This is a genomic window from Candidatus Eremiobacteraceae bacterium, from assembly GCA_035295225.1.
Classification (GTDB): domain Bacteria; phylum Vulcanimicrobiota; class Vulcanimicrobiia; order Eremiobacterales; family Eremiobacteraceae; genus JABCYQ01.
Window position 1 is genome coordinate 160,884 of record DATGJI010000058.1, and the last position, 18,503, is coordinate 179,386.

At 64.8% G+C, this 18,503-nt stretch carries 13 protein-coding genes; 7 read left to right on the forward strand and 6 right to left on the reverse strand.

Features of this window, described 5'->3' with window-relative positions; genetic code table 11:
* Window positions 1-13: 13 nt before the first annotated feature.
* The 5 genes from VKT51_12115 to mfd all read right to left on the reverse strand — a co-directional run bounded on the left by VKT51_12115 (window position 14) and on the right by mfd (window position 7,031).
* The gene (locus tag VKT51_12115) at window positions 14-1,180 is read right to left on the reverse strand and encodes a glycosyltransferase (protein HLJ84909.1); all 1,167 of its coding nucleotides are present in this window, start codon (window positions 1,178-1,180) and stop codon (window positions 14-16) included.
* Entirely contained in the window at window positions 1,177-1,404 is a 228-nt protein-coding gene (locus tag VKT51_12120; protein ID HLJ84910.1) for a S4 domain-containing protein, read from the reverse strand. Before VKT51_12120 ends, VKT51_12115 begins: the two co-directional genes overlap by 4 nt.
* Before the next feature lie 10 nt (window positions 1,405-1,414).
* On the reverse strand, window positions 1,415-2,608 hold the full coding sequence (mazG, locus tag VKT51_12125; GenBank protein HLJ84911.1) for a nucleoside triphosphate pyrophosphohydrolase: 1,194 nt from the start codon (window positions 2,606-2,608) through the stop codon (window positions 1,415-1,417).
* Window positions 2,609-2,725: 117 nt separating this feature from the next.
* Window positions 2,726-3,643 (reverse strand): peptidylprolyl isomerase, encoded by a 918-nt coding sequence (locus tag VKT51_12130; protein ID HLJ84912.1) that lies wholly within the window; start codon window positions 3,641-3,643, stop codon window positions 2,726-2,728.
* 37 nt (window positions 3,644-3,680) lie between these two features.
* Window positions 3,681-7,031 (reverse strand): transcription-repair coupling factor, encoded by a 3,351-nt coding sequence (gene mfd, locus VKT51_12135; protein ID HLJ84913.1) that lies wholly within the window; start codon window positions 7,029-7,031, stop codon window positions 3,681-3,683.
* A gap of 200 nt (window positions 7,032-7,231) precedes the next feature.
* Here mfd and VKT51_12140 point away from each other — a divergent pair, with 200 nt between their 5' ends.
* Genes VKT51_12140 through VKT51_12160 form a run of 5 tightly spaced genes read left to right on the forward strand, consistent with a single transcriptional unit; the run spans window position 7,232 to window position 11,999 of the window.
* A complete protein-coding gene (locus VKT51_12140; GenBank protein HLJ84914.1) occupies window positions 7,232-7,615 on the forward strand; it encodes a hypothetical protein in 384 nt (127 codons plus the stop codon).
* A 1-nt stretch (window position 7,616) separates the two neighbouring features.
* Window positions 7,617-8,774: a phosphopentomutase gene (locus tag VKT51_12145; GenBank protein ID HLJ84915.1), complete on the forward strand. Its 1,158-nt coding sequence runs from the start codon at window positions 7,617-7,619 to the stop codon at window positions 8,772-8,774.
* Window positions 8,771-9,469: a sugar transferase gene (locus tag VKT51_12150; GenBank protein HLJ84916.1), complete on the forward strand. Its 699-nt coding sequence runs from the start codon at window positions 8,771-8,773 to the stop codon at window positions 9,467-9,469. The genes VKT51_12145 and VKT51_12150 overlap by 4 nt, the downstream gene beginning before the upstream one ends.
* Complete coding sequence (locus tag VKT51_12155; protein HLJ84917.1) at window positions 9,466-11,178, forward strand: hypothetical protein; 1,713 nt, start codon at window positions 9,466-9,468, stop codon at window positions 11,176-11,178. Before VKT51_12150 ends, VKT51_12155 begins: the two co-directional genes overlap by 4 nt.
* Window positions 11,175-11,999 (forward strand): hypothetical protein, encoded by an 825-nt coding sequence (locus VKT51_12160; GenBank protein HLJ84918.1) that lies wholly within the window; start codon window positions 11,175-11,177, stop codon window positions 11,997-11,999. Before VKT51_12155 ends, VKT51_12160 begins: the two co-directional genes overlap by 4 nt.
* A 40-nt stretch (window positions 12,000-12,039) precedes the next feature.
* Here the strand turns inward: VKT51_12160 and VKT51_12165 are convergent, their stop codons facing one another.
* Entirely contained in the window at window positions 12,040-13,173 is a 1,134-nt protein-coding gene (locus VKT51_12165; protein HLJ84919.1) for a glycosyltransferase, read from the reverse strand.
* Between the two features lie 138 nt (window positions 13,174-13,311).
* On the opposite strand from VKT51_12165, the gene VKT51_12170 reads away from it, so the two are divergent.
* Both VKT51_12170 and VKT51_12175 read left to right on the forward strand, forming a co-directional pair.
* Entirely contained in the window at window positions 13,312-16,155 is a 2,844-nt protein-coding gene (locus tag VKT51_12170; GenBank protein ID HLJ84920.1) for a hypothetical protein, read from the forward strand.
* A complete protein-coding gene (locus VKT51_12175) occupies window positions 16,152-18,503 on the forward strand; it encodes a hypothetical protein (GenBank protein HLJ84921.1) in 2,352 nt (783 codons plus the stop codon). Before VKT51_12170 ends, VKT51_12175 begins: the two co-directional genes overlap by 4 nt.

Below are 18,503 nucleotides of genomic sequence, written 5' to 3' on the forward strand. Positions count from 1 at the left end.
AAATTCGCCATCCTTAGACCGTCAGGTAGATCGCTTCGAGGCGCTCGCCGACCGTATCCATCGCATAGGGGGCCGCGGCCACGCGCGCGGCGTCCGAATGCAAAGCGCGCTCGGACGACGTGCTCGTCAAGATCGCGATCAACGCGTCGGCAAACGCCTCACGCGAGCAGTCGACCAATCTGCCCGATGCGCCGCGGCCGATGACTTCGCGCGATACCGGGCAATCGATCGCGACGACCGGCACGCCGTGCGACAGCGCTTCGACAAGCACGAGCCCTTGCGTCTCGGTCGTTGACGCGAATGCAAACGCATCGGCGGCGCGATACCATGCGCCGAGTTCCGGTTTTTCCAGCGCGCCGGTGAACTCAACGGCGTGCGCGCACGGCAGCGCGTCCGCATGTCGTCGAAGTTCCGCTTCGTGCGGTCCTTCGCCCACGATCACGAGGCGCGCGCGTGGCACTTGAGAAGCGACGAGCGCAAACGCGTCCAACACGAGGTCGACGTTTTTCTCCTTGCCCAGGCGCCCCGCATAAAGCGCGATCGGGCCGCCGCACCGCGCGCGCAGCGTCTCGGCTTGCGTGCAGCCGCCCTCGAACATCGAGAGATCGACGCCGGTAGGCAGCACGTCGATCGGCTTGCTGACGCCATACCCGTTGAGTTCGTCGGCGGTGAAACGCGTCGGAGCGATGATGCGGTCGCAGCGGTTCGAAAACTCGCGTGACAACCAGACGAAGCGTGATTCCGTAAACGCCTGACGCAGCGGCACGTAGTGCGTGTACTGCGTGAACCGCGTGTGATAGGTGAAGATGAGCGGCGTCTTGCGCCGCTGGGCCAGATACGCTCCCATGCATCCGACGAAGAAGAACGAGTGGCAGTGGACGACGTCGAACGGGACGTGGGGCAGCGACGTCAGCAGTTTCGCCGGCAGCGGAAACGCCATGCGCAGCTGTGGGTAGAATGGAAACGAAGCGGAGTGAAAGCGAAAGACGTCGGGCTCATCTTCGGGCGTCGAGTCGTGCGCCGGAGCCACGATGATCACGCGATGGCCGCGCCTGCGAAGAGCGCGGGCGGCCACCACCACCGACGCGGCGACGCCATTCTTCTCCGGCAGATATGAATCTGAGAACATTCCCACGGTGAGCGGACCCGCGACGCGGTCCGTCAGCGCTTGCGCCGTCACGAAGCGGGCAGATCCGACAGAAGCACGTATAGATCGTCGGGCTTGACGCGCGCGCCGGGCCGCTCCGGCACAGCCAGTACGCGCACTCGCACATCGCGGCTCGCATAGTGTATCAACAGCTCGTCGCCGGGCTTCACGACATGCGCCGGCTTCACGGCTCGTCCGCCGCACTCGATCCGTCCGGCATCGAGCGCATCTTTGGCCGCCGTTCGCCGCTTGGCCAAGCGTGCTACTTTAAGAAACTTGTCCAGCCTCATGGTCCTTCGCCCGGCGCCACAAGGCGTCTAGATCTTCGAGGCTGCGGCCCGCGAGCGCCGTGGCGCCGCCGCCGGCAAAGCGCTCCATCGAAGCGAAGCGAGCGCGGAATTTCGCATTCGCGCCCCTCAGCGCGGCCTCTGCGTCAACGCCGAGACGACGCGCCAGATTGACGAGCGTGAAGAAGACGTCGCCGAGCTCGTCGCGGATCTCGTCACGCGATTCACCGGCCATTGCGGCGTGAAGCTCGGCGAGCTCCTCGCGCAGTTTTGCGACGATCTCGTCGGTCTGCGGCCAGTCGAAGCCGACGGTCGCGGCTTTTTCCTGCATGCGCTGCGAGCCGAGCAATGAGGGCAGACTCTTCGGAATACCGTCGAGCAGCGACTCGCGATGCTTGATCGACGCCTCTTGCGTCTTGAGCATCTCCCACGATTTCATCTGTTCTTGCGTCGTGGAGATGCGCGCGTCGCCGAACACGTGCGGGTGCCGGCGGATCATCTTGTTCGAGAGCGCGTCGATGACGTCGGCGACGGAGAACTGACCTTTCTCCGATGCGATCTGCGCGTGGAAAACGATCTGCAGCAGCAGGTCGCCCAGCTCTTCGCTGAGCTTTTTGGGATCGCGCTCGTCCACCGCCTCCACGACCTCGTGCGCTTCCTCGACAAGATATGGCAGCAGCGACTCGTGCGTCTGCTCCTTATCCCAAGGACAGCTCACGCGCAGCCGCGCCATGACCTCTACGAGCTCATCCCACGTGTGATGGACCGCGACGGGCGGCAACGGCAAGAGCGGGGTGGCGGCGGCTGCGGAGAGCGCCGCGCGCGGCACGCCCGCGACCATACGCACGCGCACGCCGCGCCTTCCGAGGCCGGCGAGAATGTGCGGCAAGCCGGGAACGTCAAGCATCGGGTGTCCGGGCACGCCGAGCGCTGCGTCACCGACCTGCGCGAAGTCCGCAGCGGCTTCAACCGCTTCGGGCACGCCGCGCAGCAGCGATGTGCCGTGAAAGGGCGCCGCGATCAAACGGATACCGCGCGCGCGAAGGTGCTCTTCGAGGTCGGGCGCGATGCCGCACAGCGCGACGCGTGGCGCTTCTTCTAGGGCCGCCAGCCCGCCGAGCGTCAGGAGTGACGCATCGCCCGGGCCGAGCCCGATAACCGTCAACGTCGGCATCGGGAGTGTGCTTTGACGCGGTAGCCGCGGCGGCCCTTCGAACAGCAGCGCGCCCCACCTAGGGAAAAAAAGGGCCGGCGTTGATGCCGGCCCGTTCGTTCCACTACGTCGCGATGCTTAGCTGTGCGGTGTTGCCGCAGGCGCTCCGCTCGTCGGCGGCAGCGGCTGGGGCGATGGGAACAATCCGCTGAACGCCGGATCGTTGTATTCGATCTTCGCTTGTTGCCGAAGCTTTGTGATCAAGTCCGTCGTAGCGGTCGGCTCTTGCTGCGCCTGGATCGCGGCGACGATCGAAGCGCGCGACATCGGTGTGATGGCCTCGCTCTGGATCACGTGCCAACCGAAGGGCGACTGCACCGGCGGGCTGATCTGCCCGACCTTGAGCTTGAACGCTGCGTCCTGGAACGGCTGCACCATCTGGCCCGGACCGAACGGCTGCAGCTCTCCGCCTTTGTCTTTGCTTGACGGATCGATCGAGTATTGCTTGGCGAGCGCCGCGAAATCCGCGCCGCTCTTCAGTTTCTGCTCGATCATGATCGCTTCCGCTTGCGTCTTCACGAGGATGTGACGGACGCGGACTTGCGAAGGCGAGTTCATGGTCATCTTGTTGGTCTTCAAGTACGCGTCGATCTGCGACTGGTCGACTTTGATGTCTTTGTCGACTGCGTTTTTCAGAAGCACTTGCTCGCGGATGATGTCGCGCGCGTCGTCCATGGTCATGCCCTGCTGTTTGAGCACTTCATCGAATTGACCGGCCGGGAAGTTCGCTTCAACTTTGTTCAGCGCTGCCGTGACATCGGCGTCGCTCGCGGTGATGTTGTTGGCGGCAGCATATTGGGTGATGAGCAGCTTGTCGACCATCTGCTGCAGAACTTGTTGGCTCGCACGGGTGTTCGACTCCAGCTTCTTATCGAACTCAGCTTGCGAGATCGCCGTGCCGTTCACGGTGATGACGGGCTTGCTGGTCGCGCAGCCGGCGACCGTCGTGATCAGGCCTGCGGCGAGGATCGCGGCCATCGCGGGCGTGGGATTCATCAATAACCTCCTGCAGAATCGTGCCGCGCCATCGCCGTCAAAGAGCGGTTAAGATCTCGCGCACGGTGCCGAGCATGCCGTCACGCGCCTGCATCGAAGTTGGCAGGTGGATGACGATAGCGCTCTGCGTGAAACGAAAGTTTCCCCGGGTTAGGGCGGTAAGCGCTGGAAGCGCTTGTTCGGAGAATGAAAACCGTCGCCCGATCTCGAGTGTCAATCGCCGCTGTTCGAGCGCAACTTTTTCGACTCCTTTGGCCGCTGCGAGCACGCGCACACGCGTCAGCTCAAGCAACGCCTCCACCGGTGCCGGCAGCGGTCCGAATCGGTCGCGCAATTCCTCGCCGGCCGCGTCCACTTCTGGGATCGTACGAGCGGCGGCCAGTCGCTGGTACATGTCTATCTTTTGACCAGCGCCTTTGACGTATTCCGACGGCAGATACGCGCTGACTCGGAGGTCGAGGACAGGCGGCGGTATCTCGGGCGGTTGCGGCTCGCCGCGGCGCTGCGCGATCGCTTCTTGAAGGATTTGACAATAGGTCTCAAAGCCCACAGCGGCGATGAATCCCGACTGCCGCTGACCGAGCAGATTGCCGGCGCCTCTGATCTCCAAGTCGCGCATCGCTAATTGAAGACCGGAGCCGAGATGCGAGAATTCGCGGATCGCATCGAGCCGCGACTCGGCTTCGATCGTGAGCTTGCGGTGCGGCTGATGAAGAAAGTACGCATAGGCTTGATGCGCGCTGCGCCCCACCCGGCCGCGAAGTTGGTAGAGCTGCGCGAGGCCGAAGCGATCCGCGTTGTTGACGATGATCGTGTTGACGTTCGGAATGTCGAGGCCATTCTCGATGATCGTCGTCGACACGAGCATGTCGAACTCGCCGTTGACGAACGCGACCATCACTTTTTCCAATTCGCCTTCCCGCATCTGACCGTGTCCGACGACGATGCGCGCGCGCGGTGCAAGCGCTTGCAGCGCTGCGGCGACGCCGTAGATCGTCTCGATGCGGTTGTGCACGAAATAGACTTGACCATTGCGCTCGAATTCTTGCCGCAGCGCTTGGCCGACGACTGCGTCGCTCGCCGGAGTGACCACGGTCTTGATCGCGACGCGATTGACAGGGGCGGTCTGGATGAGCGAGAGGTCGCGCACACCCACCATCGCCATGTGCAGCGTACGCGGGATCGGCGTCGCAGAGAGCGTGAGCACGTCGACGGAACGGCGCAATTCTTTCAAGCGCTCTTTGTGCATCACACCGAAGCGCTGCTCTTCATCGACGATGACGAGCCCGAGCCGCGCGAAGCCGACGTCCTTCTGCAGCAGCCGGTGCGTGCCCACCACGATATCGACGCTGCCCGCATGCAGGTCGCGCAAGGTCTCTTTCTGTTCTTCGCGCGTGCGGAAGCGGGAGAGCAGACCGATCCGCACCGGAAAAGCGGCGAAGCGATCGGAGAACGTGCGGAAGTGCTGCGCGGCAAGGACGGTGGTCGGCACGAGCACGGCGACTTGCTTGCGATCCATGATCGCCTTGAACGCGGCGCGGATCGCGACCTCGGTCTTGCCGTAGCCGACGTCGCCGCAGATCAAGCGGTCCATCGGCCGCGGCCGCTCCATGTCCGCCTTGACCGCTTCGATCGCGCTGGCTTGATCGAGTGTCTCGTCGTAGGGGAACGACTCTTCCAGCTCCGCCTGCCACGGCGTGTCGGGCGCGAACGCGTGCCCCTGCGCGGTCTCGCGCTCCGCATACAACCGCACGAGGCCCTGCGCGATCGTGTCCACCGCTTCTCTGACGCGCGCGCGCGTGCGCGCCCAGTCGCTGCCGCCCATTTTTGAGAGACGCGGCGCGGCGCCGTCGGATGCGACGTACTTGCGCACGAGATGCATCTGATCGATCGGGACGTAGAGGCGGTCCTCGCCGAGGTATCTGAGCAGCATGAAGTCGCGCTCGACATCGTCGATCGTGAGGCGTTCCAGCGAGACGTATTGGCCGATGCCGTGATTGGCGTGAACGAAATATTCGCCGGCCTTCAAGTCGGCTTCGCTCAGCGGCACGCCTTCCTTCGCCGCCTTCATCTTGTGGCGCCGCGCGGAATGGCCGAACAATTCCGCGTCGCCGATCACCACAAGGTTGATGCGATCCATCACGAAGCCGGCATCAAGCGTGCCGTCGACGACGATCACTTGACCGTGGCCGCGCCCCTCCACCGCGATGTCGGCCTCATCGAGCATCTCGCGCACGCGACGGTGGCCGACGGAGACGATCGCGACCGTCTGCCCGCGAGCGATCCTCGTTCGAACGTCATCCACGAACCGCTCCACGCTGCGGCCGTATTGCGGCGCCACGCTCGCTCCGATGGCGACCTTTTCGTCCGCGTCGCGCGCGATCCTGACATTCGCGATCTCGGACGGAAACGTCAGCACCGCGCGTTGCGCCGTGCGCTCGACCAGCTCCGTAAGCGTGAAGTTTCGGTCCGTATCCGGGCGAGCGTTGTTCGCCCTCCTGCGATCCGCGTCTGGGCGAGCGGTGCTCGCCGTACTACTGGCCGAATCGTCGTCCTCATCCGCTGCGATGATCGAGTCGCCGCCGCTCTCCGCGAGCGGCGCGCTGTCCGCCGCCGCGATCATATCCTGATCCTCGATGACGACCACCGCTTCAGGTGCATAATCCAGGAGAGAGCCGGCCGCGCCATCAGATATGTCGGACCACGGAGAGATGACGATTGCTTTCTCTTCGCCGACGGAGCGCTGATCGGCGAGCGCGAATGGCCGGATGCTTTCCAGGGTGTCGCCGAAAAACTCAAGGCGCAGCGGGAGATCCGTCAGCGGCGGAAAGACGTCGATGATTCCGCCGCGCACAGCGAACTCGCCGGCTGCGCCAACTGTGTCGACCCGTTCGTAGCCGAGCAAGACGAGATCGGAAAGCAGCGTCTCCCATGCGAGCGTATCGCCGACGCGCAGCCGACGGGTCGCACGCCTGAAATCGTCCGCGGTGCGCACCGCGCCCCGCAATGCCTCGTGGGGGATGCAGAAGACGCCCGGCCGTCCGTCCGCAAGATGAGCGAGTGCTTCCATGCGCGCGCTCTGCAGCGTCGGATTGAGCGGTGCGTCGGACACCTCGTCGCGCGCCGCGATCGACCAGACCGGAGATCCGTGCTGCTCGAGGTAGAACGCGCAATCGGACGCAAAACGGTCGGCCGATTCCTGCGTTCCGGTCCAGACGACGATCTGGCCGCCGATTTCGCCCCACAGCGCGGCGACGACGAACGTTCTGGCGCCTTGCGCTGTCGCAAGGATGTCGGTGCTCATGCGCGCGCGGATGAAACGCTGCATTTCGCCGACGAGCGGGCTTGAGGAAGAGAAGAGGTCGAGCAGACGGTTACCGATTTGCATCGCGGCCGAGTGATGAGTCTCCAAAAGGTGAGTGGCCGGGTCGCGCTCGACCCGGCCTATGTGCTTTAGAACCGCATTTTACCACATCTACGTTATATTTGAAGACGTACGTCAGATTTATACGTTATATTTGAAGGGCCGACGCCAGTCGGCCCAAGGCGAAGCCGGAAGCGGGGAGCCAAGCGAAGAACGTGTCAACAATGGTTTTCATACGTGCGCTCGCAGGGCTCGCGGCGCTTGTGTTCCTCACAGCCGCGACGCCGGAGCCCGTGCCTTCGGGCGTTCCGGTCGCCGCCGACTCGGATCCGGTGAGGATCGTCTCGGTCTCGCTTTCGTCCACCGACTTCCATCCCGGCGACCTTGTCAGCGGCCGCGTGATCACCACGAGCAATGCTGCGGCCGTGACCGCGGAAGTCGGCACGATCCGCGTCGGTGTGCCGCGTGTCGCGATCGGAAAGTTCCGCATCTCGATGCAGCTCCCGAACATCCCGCTGCCCATCGGTCCGCAGAAGTTGATCATCACAGCGGTGCGCCGGGATGGCGCGCGCGCGACGCGATCGGTCGACGTCCGAGTGGATTGGTAAGTTGGCTCATGCCCGCGCGGTCGTGCTCGTCATCGATTCAGGGGGCGTGGGAGCGGCGCCCGACGTCCTCGCCTTCGGTGATTCGCCGAACGCGAACACGATCGGCAACACCGCGAAAGCAGCGGGCGGCTTAGCGCTTCCGACGCTTGAGGCGCTCGGTCTCGGGTGCATCACAAAGATTCCGGGCGTGGATCCGGTGGCGCAGCCGAGCGCCACGGTCGCGCGTCTGCTCGAGGCGAGCGCCGGCAAAGATACGATCACCGGTCACTGGGAGATGATGGGTATCGTCATCCGCCACGCATTTCCGACATATCCGAACGGATTTCCAGCAGACGTCATCGAGCGCTTCGAAGCGATCGCGGGCGCAAAAGTGCTCGGCAATGTGGCCGCGTCCGGTACGGAGATCATCGAACGGCTCGGCCGTGAACACATGAACACCGGCCGGCCGATCGTCTATACGTCGGCGGATTCCGTCTTTCAGATCGCGGCGCATGAAGACATCGTTCCGCTTGAGACTCTTTGGTCGTGGTGCGAGCAAGCGCGAGCGATGCTCGTTCCTCCGAATCGCGTCAACCGCGTCATCGCCCGTCCATTCCGCGGCGCGCCCGGCTCATTCGAGCGAACTCCGAACCGCCGCGACTATGCGGTCGCACCGCCGCGGCCGAGCATCCTCGACGCGCTCGAGCGTGCCGGCGTTCCGACGTGCGGCCTCGGAAAGATCCAGGACATCTTCTGTTGCCAGGGTATCGCCGCCGCGAGCCGAACAGCCGACAACGCCGAGGGCATCGCCCGAACGCTCGACTGGCTCGACCATGGACCCGGCGGCCTGTGCTTCACGAATCTCAATGATTTCGATTCGAAGTACGGGCACAGGCGCGATGCAGACGGCTATGCGAAAGCGCTTATCGCACTCGACCGCGCGCTGCCCCAGCTCTTGAATCGCCTACATGTGGGAGATCGATTGCTCATCACGGCAGATCACGGATGCGACCCGACCGCTTCAGGCACCGACCACACGCGCGAGTTCACGCCCCTCGTCGACTACCGGCCGGGCGTAGCCGGCCGCGTGCTCGGCGAGCTCAACTCTTTCTCTCAGGTGGGCGAGCGCGTTTTGCAGACGTTTGGGATCACCGAACCCTGGACGCCGCTCATCGTATGAGCACTCCATCCGCCATCCTGCCGCAAGCGGCGCGCGATGCCGAGCCGCGTTACCCGGCAAAGCTCACATTTTTCGAGCAGCGGGCCGTGCCGGGTTGGTGGATAGTATGGAAGCGACTGCTCGACGTGTGCGTCAGCGCCGTGCTGCTCGTCGTGCTCTCGCCCTTGTATATCATCATAGGAATCGCGGTCAAGTTGACGTCGGCGGGTCCGGTGCTTTTCACGCAGACGCGCGTGGGCAAGAACGGTTCGCTGTTCCGATTCTACAAGTTTCGGACAATGGTCGACGGCGCGCATCTGCTTCACGAATGCGTCGCGCATCTCAACGAATGCGATGGCCCTGCGCTCAAGATCGCCAACGATCCGCGGCTCCACGGGCTGGGCCCGTTCCTGCGCCGCACGAGCCTTGACGAACTGCCGCAGCTGTGGAACGTCTTGCGCGGCGACATGACGCTCGTCGGTCCGCGTCCGGCGCTGCCGAATGAAGTCGCCAACTACGCCCCGCCGTATCTCGAGCGGTTGAACGTCACGCCGGGGCTCACGGGATTGTGGCAGGTGAGCGGCCGGGCGAACGTGCCGTTCCGGCGCTGGATGGCCATGGACGTCTGGTACGTGCGCAATTGGACGCCGGCCGTGGACTTCGCATTGCTCGTCCGGACTATCCCCGCGGTGATCTTCCGCGAAGGGGCCTGGTGAAGCGGGCCATCGCGCTTGCAGCCGCGCTCGCGGCGATGTCACCGATACCGGCGAGATCCGATCAAGCACCGCAGGACGTCGGTCATGCGCTTCTCCGCGTCAGCGCCGGGCACGTGCGTTATTTCGCAGATCAAGCGGTCGTGCAAGCACGCGACGGCGTCGAAGTCAGACTTCCCGATGGCGCCGTGGTTCGCGGCGACATCGCGACGGTCGATCTGCGCTTGCGCCGCATCGCAGTAGCCGGGCACGTCACGCTGCACACGGCCGCCGGCGACTACGCCGGCGCGGGTTTCGCGGATTTTTTTGCGTTTCGGCGAGCGTATTTCTTGCCGCTCGTGCCCGCGGCAGATCGCTGGACGTTTTTGAACGGCGATTGGAGCACGCCGGAAAAAGGACGCGAGATGCCGGGCGACGCGTTCGCCTTGCCGGACTTGCAAAACATCCAACCGTACATAGAAGGCACGAGCGCGGCGATAGATTTCACGACGTTCGCACGCTTCGCGCCGGCGACGATCCGCGTGTTCGACGCAGTCCCGACACCGGCGCTTCCCGTGTATGTCTACAACTACTCCGCGAATCAGAATTTCGGCGTCAACTCGCTGTCCGGCGCGAGTTTCGACGCGCCGTACGCGTTCGCGGGCTCGGCTGATTCGCTCGACGCGCTGCACCTTCGCTACGATCAGACGAGGCCGGTGAAGGCGTTCTGGTCCTTCGAACACCACTCGGTGTTCGGCGATGCCGGATATGCGGTCTTCAGCCTCAACCCGGCGAGCGAGCCGACCAAACAGTGGAATCTGCTGGGATACGATCAAGTCGGTACTCGCACCGGCTTTGCGGTGAACGCGCAGCTCTTCACCGTCCAATCCGGGCTCGCGCAGCCGGCTTCGTCCAACGGATTCGCCGATGTCCAGCTCACGCAGGCGCTTGCGCAATCGGCGCTGCGTGTCGACGCGACGCAATCGTACGACTCGCTCCTTGCGACCGGAGAGCCCAATCATCCGTTCGTCCTCGGATCGCAATGGGCGGGCTACGATCAGCCGCTCTTCAGGAGCGGTTTCACCTACCGGCTGCAGTCAGGTCTTGCACACATCCACGATGCATTTGGAATCTCCGGCCAGACGCTTCCCGATGTCTGGTCGCACTATCTCGGCGCGTACCTTGCGACCCCGCAGTACCAAGGCCCCGCGGGAATCGGCTTGGACGCAACCGCGCAGATCCAGCGCACGTGGTTGAGTTTTCCGAACACGATCACGACGACGACCCTTACCGCCAGTGCAAGCAGACAAGTGACGCCGCACATCTACCTCGTCGCGACGCAGCTGACGCAAACCGTGAGCGCGACGAGTGCAGCATTGACGTTTGCGTCCCCAAACACCGCGACAGGGCTGACGCCGGCGCCGCAGTCGCTGAACGGGCTGCCGATATACGGCATAGCGACCGTCGTGCCCGACGCCGTGAGCCGGAATTACATACTGAGCGGATCGTGGCAGCCGTCGACGGCGTTTCAATTCTCCGCCGCGGCGCAACAGACGAACTATTCCCCGGTGCAGGTGCCCGGCCTCACGAGCGTGCCGCGCTACCAGTTGAACGGCGATGCTCGATTCCGGATCACGCGCACGCTCTTCGCGGACGTGTCGCGCGGCTATCTCTTCAACTGGGGCGGGCGCGTTTGGACGCCGCAGTTCGGCATCCAGGTGAGCGCGCAATGATCGCGCTGCTGCTGAGCGTTCCACTGATGTGGGGCGGACCTTCAATGTGGGGCGGACCTCTATGGTCCGCCCGGCCGACCATAAAGGTCGGCCCTACAGTGCTCGCGGCTGCGACGCCGATTCCGCAAGCGTCGCAGACGCCGCCGCCGGACGTCGCCGCGACGCCCGCGCCCACGCTGCCGCGCTATTCCGGTCAACTGCTCGACGTCGAACGCGGATACGTCGTCTTCAGCACGGGCGATGCGCTCAAGCTCGCACCGGACGTCGCCATCGTCGACGACGATACCGGCGCGGCGCCCGGCTATGCCGTCGAGCCCGGGCTCTACGCGATCGCGATCGTCGCGCCGGACACCGGACTGGTCACTTCGCTGCGACTAGCCCGCACGCCGCGTCCAAACGCCACGCCGATCGCCGAGGTGCCGCGTTCGTACGTCATCGCCGCGTCGTCGCCGCAACCGAACCCTGATCTCGCCCCGCCGAAGACGCGCTATACGAGCAAGCTGTCTGCGGCAGTTCAAGTCACGATCAACGCGCTCGTGCCGCCGGATACGCCATTCGATGCGGATGTCTACATCGCGACCGACACGAGCGGATGGAACGCCCAGGCGATAAAGATGCAGCGCGTCGACGGCCGGCACTTCCGTATCGTCACCGAGCTGCAGGGCGGAACGGACTTTCATTACTTGTTCACGCGCGGTTCGTGGACGTCTGTGGAGAGAGAACGCAGCGGTTTGCAGCGGCCCGCGCGCGAGCTCGTCATCGAAGGCGGCGACGTTCTCGACATCGCGGCGACGATCTACCGCTGGGCCGACTTGCCGTAGCAGCCTCTCGTGGCAGAGCAACCATCGCTTGCCCCGTTATTCAGGATTGTCGCGCGCGGAATGAGGACATCGCGGCCGTCAGAAGCGCGTCGAAACGATCGGCGACGGCGTCGAACGAATAGCGCGAAAGAGCTCGCGCGCGAGCCTGCTCGGACGCGGAGGCGAGCGCAAGCGGATTCGCCGCAAACGATTCTCGCGCCGACTCGATCGCACCAACCCACGCGTCGATGTCATCCGGCGCGCCGATAAGCGTGCCCACGCCGCCGACGACGTCGCGCAAGCCCGGGATATCGCTTGCGATCACGTGGCAGCCGGCAGAAAGCGCTTCTGCCGCGACAATCCCAAACGTCTCGTATCGTGACGGTACGAGCACGACATGTGCATCGCCGAACACGCGGGCGCAAGCCGCGCGGTCCAGCGCTCCAAGCACTCGCACGTTCGGAAAATTCGCGATATCGTGCAAAGCGTTTGCTTCAGGACCCGCTCCGCCGATCACAAACGAGATCGAAGTGCCAGATTTGGCAGAGCACTTCTTGATGATAGCCGCAAGCCTGTCCACGCCCTTTTGCACATGGAGGCGGCCGATAAATGCGACCGTGAACTGCACCGGGCGAGCGCGCGGCACAAATGAGTCGGTGTCGACAGCGATCGGCACGTCGAAAACGTTGCGTGCTCCGAGCCCCAGCAAATAGTCGCGATCGGTTGCGTTCAAGACGTGTACGGCGTCAAAGAGGCGGATCGCGCCGCGACCGGAGACAGCCCACGCGAGATCGTGCAGTCCGCCGAAGCGGATGACCGCATGATGCCCGGAGATCGCCGGAACGCGAGCGCGGCGCGCAGCCGCAAGCGCGATCCGATCCTGAAACGCATAGCCGTTGTCCGCGTAGACCAGATCGAAGCCCCGAAATGCAGCGGCGAGCGCTGCCGTCGATGGCAGTCTTCCGGGTAAACCGGGAACCGAAGCAGCCTTCACCTCCACGACATCGATCGCGGACGGGATCGCGACGGCGCTCATGCTGCCGTGCGCTGCGTGCGGACGAGTCGCTGCGTGCAAGACCGTCAACGAAGCGTCGCGCGTGCGCGTGAACGGCACCCAAAAATCCGTCAGCCACGAACGAAGCCCGCCGACGAATGCCGGATCGAGCGGGCTATACAACGCGAATCGGCGCGACACGGTCGGTTGGAGCGACCTCCTGTGGGGGCAAATGCCCGCAAGGCGCGAATGCGAGCGACGCGAGGACTTCAGTAAAGGAGGAACGTCATCCCCGTCAGCTCACGCAGCGGAGCAATCGTTGGTCGCGCCGGTGTCTTTGTGATCCTTGCGACCGCGGTATCACTTGGTGCAGCCGGGATGTATTTGGCGCGCGTGCACGACGAGCGTGTTTGGAGCGCCATCGTGCCGAGCCGGGCGCCGGTCGGCGCGTTCATCGGGGATGAGATCGTCGTCCGGCCCTTCGCACCGACGCGCGTCACGATCATCTCAGGGATATTTGCCGTCGCAAGCGGTCGCGCGACACCCGAGAAGCCGTTTGTCTTCCGCAGCAGCGGAGCGGATAGTTACTACGTCCGCACAAGCGTCGACCGCGCCACGCGTGTCGAGCTTTTTCGCGCGATGCCCGACACGCCGCCGTTCGTGATCGGGCTCTTGTTCATCGCCGCGTTCTGTCTCACGGTCTTCGCAGCATCGAAGGTGCTGCGCGGAGCAAAGAAAAGTTCGCTCGCGGATCCACGCATCGTCGCCGCGATCTGGGCAGGGTCGGCGGCGCTGATGTATATCCTCACGCCGCACGAGTATCACAACGACACGATCGGCGGCGACCAGTGGCGCAATTGGGGCTACCTGGGGTTCGGATATATCGACACGATGCAAGCGGTCGCAGTCGGGGCGATACATCACGGCCTCAACGGCCTCATCGACGCGCAGAGCATGGGCAAGCCGATCGCATATCAAGCGATCGCAGCGCTGCTCGGCGCCGCGGCGTTACCGACGATACTGCCGGCGGCCATCTCGTGCGTCGGCATGGGCGGCGCCGTCGCCGCGACGTACGTCCTCGGAAGGCTGCTCGGATCCGAGCGAGTCGGCTGGGTGGCCGCGGGACTGTTCGCGGTTTCGCCTGTCGTACTGCAGTACGCCGGCGCGTTCTACCAAGAGTCGGGCTACCTAGCCGCTGCGTGCTGGTCGTTCGCGCTGACGGTGCACGCAGTGAAGAACGGCAGCGCGCGCAGTCTGGGCATGGCGGCGGTGCTCGCGGCGATCGCAGTCTCTTCCAAGCAAGTGCTCACGGCGCCGCTTATCGCAGCCTTCGATGCACTCGTCGTTCTGGCCGCAGGTGCATCGTGGCGCAAAGCCGTTTCGATCGCGCTGCTGCAAGGCGTCGCGGCCATCGCAGGTCTCGTCGCGCTCTGGCCATTCCTTTGGAAAGACACGCTGCAGCGGCTTGCTTTCGTCTGGGGCCAACGCATCGCGTTTGATGCGCTCATCGGCGTTTCGCGGCCGCTCGACCAGCGAATCCTCATCGCCATCGGGCAAGATCTCGGACATTGCGGGCCCGCGATGCTCGCGCTCATGGTCATCGGTCTCTGGGCAGCATTCGTGCGCCGTCACACCGCAGCTGCCTGGTGCGCGGCCGGCGTATTGATCGGCATCATCTTCGTCGTTCCGACGTCGCTCTATCTGCAGCACTATTTGCTGTTCGCATATCCGTTCGTTCCGTTGCTCGCCGCGTTCGGTTTGGACGCGCTCCCGCTTGATGCGCGGATGTTCGCGCGCGCGGGCGCAATAGCCGTCGCCGCGGACTTGGCGTGGGCCGCATGGTTCTTTCCCTATCCGGGTGCCGCGGCGATCGGATGCTTCGATTTTGCGTGCACCGCGCGGGTATATGGCGTCGCCGAGCCGACGTACGGCCTCGCGGACGCCGCGCGCTGGTTAGTCGCGCATAGTAAACCAGGCGATGCGATCGGCGCTCTCATATCGCCACACGTGTTGCAAGCGGAACTGCCGGACCGGCCTGTGCTCCATCTCTTCCTTGAGCCGCGCGTTCACAAACAGGAGGCGGCGCTGCAATCGACTCCCGTTAAATTCGTCGTCGCAAACGCATGGTCCGATGCGGATGACGAACAGATATTGGTTCCGAGCCTGCATCTGGTCTGGACCGGCTCGCCGCGGGAAGGCTCGCCGCGCATCTACGAGTCGGACAGCGCGACATCTGCCGACTTGCCGGACGTACCGCCCGATCCGCAAACGGTGTTGCCGCTCGTGCCGGCCGGCACGACGCGCATCGTCGTCACCGGCCACCGCGATGAGTTCGTCGCGGCGTTCGGCGAGAACCAAGTCGTGCTGCCGCTGCCGACCGGTTGGGGTGGATCGTTCGCCGACGTCGTCGGACTAGGCGGCGGCATTGCCATCGCCGGTCAAAATTCTGCGTTGCAGGCCGCGCTCGGTGGTTTCGAACAGCCGCTCGCAAGCAATTCCGGCGCGGCCACCTATGCGCTTCCCACACTCGACTCGTACCGCGTGCTCGCGCCGCTCCGCTTCAAGCCTGCGAAGCGGCCCGGCCGCATCGGGCTCGATGTCGTGATCCCAGCGTCGACTTTGCACCCGGCGTTCGACGACGGGTTGCGCGCCAACATCACGCTCGACCGGCCCATCGGACAGAGCGGTCATGCACGCGTAACACTCTCGTGCCTCTTCGACCAACGCGTCGACGCGGCGGTGTTCTGGCTCGGACCGACGCACATGCGCGCGCTCGTGCCGGTCACGCAACGGCCGCTCTCCGACTGTGTGGCGTACCACATGCGCATCATCGCTCACGCCGACATCTGGCCGGCATCGGCGCGCCGCGCGAGGCCGGTCCACGTGACGTCGGCGACGATCGGCTACGCATGGGATTCGAGCGCTGCCGCTGCGCTTACCGGCTCGCCCATTCCCACGGCACTCGTCACCGTCGGAGGCGCGCACGGCGTCACTGCGGTATGGCGGGGCAGCGATGTCTTGGCATTTCTGCGGCGCTCGGACAAAGCCGCACTCGTGACCGCCGCGTCCGATCGGCGCTTTCGCGATTTCGCCGACAGCGTGACACCGCTTTCCGCCGCCACCGATCTGTTGCGGTTTTCGCGCGACCGCGTGCCGGCGTCTGTTCCGGCAGGCGATTATTGAGGCCGCGCTTCGCGTCGTACGTCGTGCCCATCGTCGCGGCAGTCGCATGCAGCGGTCCGATCCTCTTCACCCCCGGCATGCCGGCATATCATCACGATTGGAGTCTGCCATTCACGACGGCGGCAGCCGCCGACGGCGCGATCGCGCACCTCTCGACCTGGGATCCGGCGGGGCTCGGGCATCCCAACCCGTTCGCGACAGCCAACCCGGTGCCGCTCGTGCTCGCGGGCCTGGCGCTGCTCGTTTCGCCGATTCTTGCGGCCAAGGCGATGCTGTTGCTTGCATTGGTCATCGCAGGTCTCGGCGCAGCGCGAGCGGCGCGCACAGCATACGACGCCTCCGATCTCGCTGCCGCTGCGGTGGGTCTCGCGTACGTCGCGTCGCCGTATGTCGTCAACGAACTCGGCGCCGGACACATCACGCTTTGGTTCGGCTATGCGCTGCTGCCGTGGTGTTTCGAACGCGCGGTGGCGTATGAAAAAGGCGAACGCGGCGCCGCGTTTGGATTGGCGCTGTGCGCAGCGCTCTCCACAATCGCGCCGCAATTTCTCGTGTATGACGCTGTCGCGGTGCTCGCCGCATCGTTGGTCACGCGCGCCACGTTCGCCGAATCGACCAAGGCGTTGACCATCGCGTGCGGAGCGGCGCTGCTCGCGCTCGCGCCGACGCTCTGGGCGTTTGTGCAATCGCACGGCGCGGTCGCTATCGATGTGCCGCCGCCGCTGCAGAGCTGGGAAGATGCGCAATCGGTCAAATTGCCGGACGCGCTGCTGCTCGTCCACTACATCGAACCGTACGGGGCGCTCGCATTCGGCTCGTATGCGTGGCTGCCGTGGATTCCGATCGCGGTCGCTGCCGTCGGGCTCGTCGCATGGCGTTCATGGCCCGCTGCGAAGGGCGTCTTATTGCTCTGTCTCGTCGGGCTCGCATTCGTGACCGGCACGCAAGGTCCACTCGCCGGTCTATGGCGCGCCGCGTTCGATGCCGTGCCGGCCAGCGCCGCGTTTCGCGAACTCTACTCGGCCGGGACGCTTATCTCGTTTGCGATCGCATGGGGTGCGGGGCTTTGCGTTCATGCGGCGCGGCGGCAATATGCCGCGATGCTTTTCATCGCCATCGTCGCCGCGACGTTGCCGACGCTGGCCGGCGGCGTCGGCAAAACCGTGACAAATGTGGAGATACCGGTTTCGGCGCAGAACACGGAGGCGGCAGTCGCCACGTTGCCGGCGGGGCGCATCGTGCCGCTGCCGCTGCTCACGCCGATCCGCGTGCGCGGTGTGGCGGTCGGCGGCGTGGACGCATTCGCGCCATCCGACGACCGGCACCCAAGCATGACGGAGTATTTGGCGAGCTTTCCCGTCACGGCACTCGCATCGGCAGGCCAACCAAACGATGACTCGTGGCGAGCATTCGCCGAAGCGCTCGGCGCAAGCGGCGTCGTCGTCCGCGATGACATGGTGAGTGCTGAAGCCGGTCGGCTTCACTCCACAGCGGCCGGCATCGCGGGCGCTTCCCCGGCTCGCGTCATAGCGCTTACGCCGCAACCGCTTGTCTCGTTCGCCGCTCAGCTCGCACCGATGCCGTTATCGTTCGATCAAATGAGCGGCGGTGTGTACCTTCAGTCTGCGCTTGGTCCGCTGCCGCCCGACGGCGCCGGTGCGGCCGCGGTGGAACTGCCGCCGCCGTCTCGCGCGACCGACGACCCGACGCGCAACTGGGTGGACGCGGAACGATGGCGCGCGCGAACGCCGGATCCGTCTGCAGCGATCGCAGGCGGCGTGTTCACCGAGTCGCAACGGCCGTTGCAGCTGAAGTTGCCGGCAGGCGGCGGCTGGTCGATCCTCACGTCGTCGGTGCAGGCGTTGACGATCGATGGCGTCAAGAGCACGAAAGCGATCGCGCCGTCGCGCTACCCGCAATGGACGGCGCTTACCGGTCTCTCCGACTACATCGCGGTGCGGCCGACGGGCGCCACGGTCATCTACCGCCTTGCGCGCGGTGCCTCAAACACCCCGAGCGAAAAGTATCCGGCGATCGCCATCAGCGCAGTGACTCGTCCTTTGCCGTGGCGCATCGACCTGACGCTGCGCACGCCGGCAAAGGGGCCCGCGCTTCTAATCTTCAGGGATCGCTATGCTCCGGGATGGAGCGTCATCGGCGCCCGAGCGATGTGGCACGGGATGGCGGACGGATATGCCAACGCGTGGCTCGTGGATGGGCCGCAGACGAAGATCACTCTTTACTATGCTCCGCAAGAACTATTCATGTGGCTTTGCGCGACCGTGCTTCTGGGTTACTTTATGCTCGCGCTGTTGACCCTGCGCGCCGCCATCGCAGGACGCAAGTGA

Bases quoted from the DNA above. Each gene is read 5' to 3' on its own strand.
- VKT51_12160 (HLJ84918.1), top strand. From the start codon at position 11,175: ATGATCGCGCTGCTGCTGAGCGTTCCACTGATGTGGGGCGGACCTTCA.
- VKT51_12140 (HLJ84914.1), top strand. From the start codon at position 7,232: ATGGTTTTCATACGTGCGCTCGCAGGGCTCGCGGCGCTTGTGTTCCTC.
- mazG (HLJ84911.1), bottom strand. From the start codon at position 2,608: ATGCCGACGTTGACGGTTATCGGGCTCGGCCCGGGCGATGCGTCACTC.
- mfd (HLJ84913.1), bottom strand. From the start codon at position 7,031: ATGCAAATCGGTAACCGTCTGCTCGACCTCTTCTCTTCCTCAAGCCCG.
- VKT51_12150 (HLJ84916.1), top strand. From the start codon at position 8,771: ATGAGCACTCCATCCGCCATCCTGCCGCAAGCGGCGCGCGATGCCGAG.
- VKT51_12130 (HLJ84912.1), bottom strand. From the start codon at position 3,643: ATGAATCCCACGCCCGCGATGGCCGCGATCCTCGCCGCAGGCCTGATC.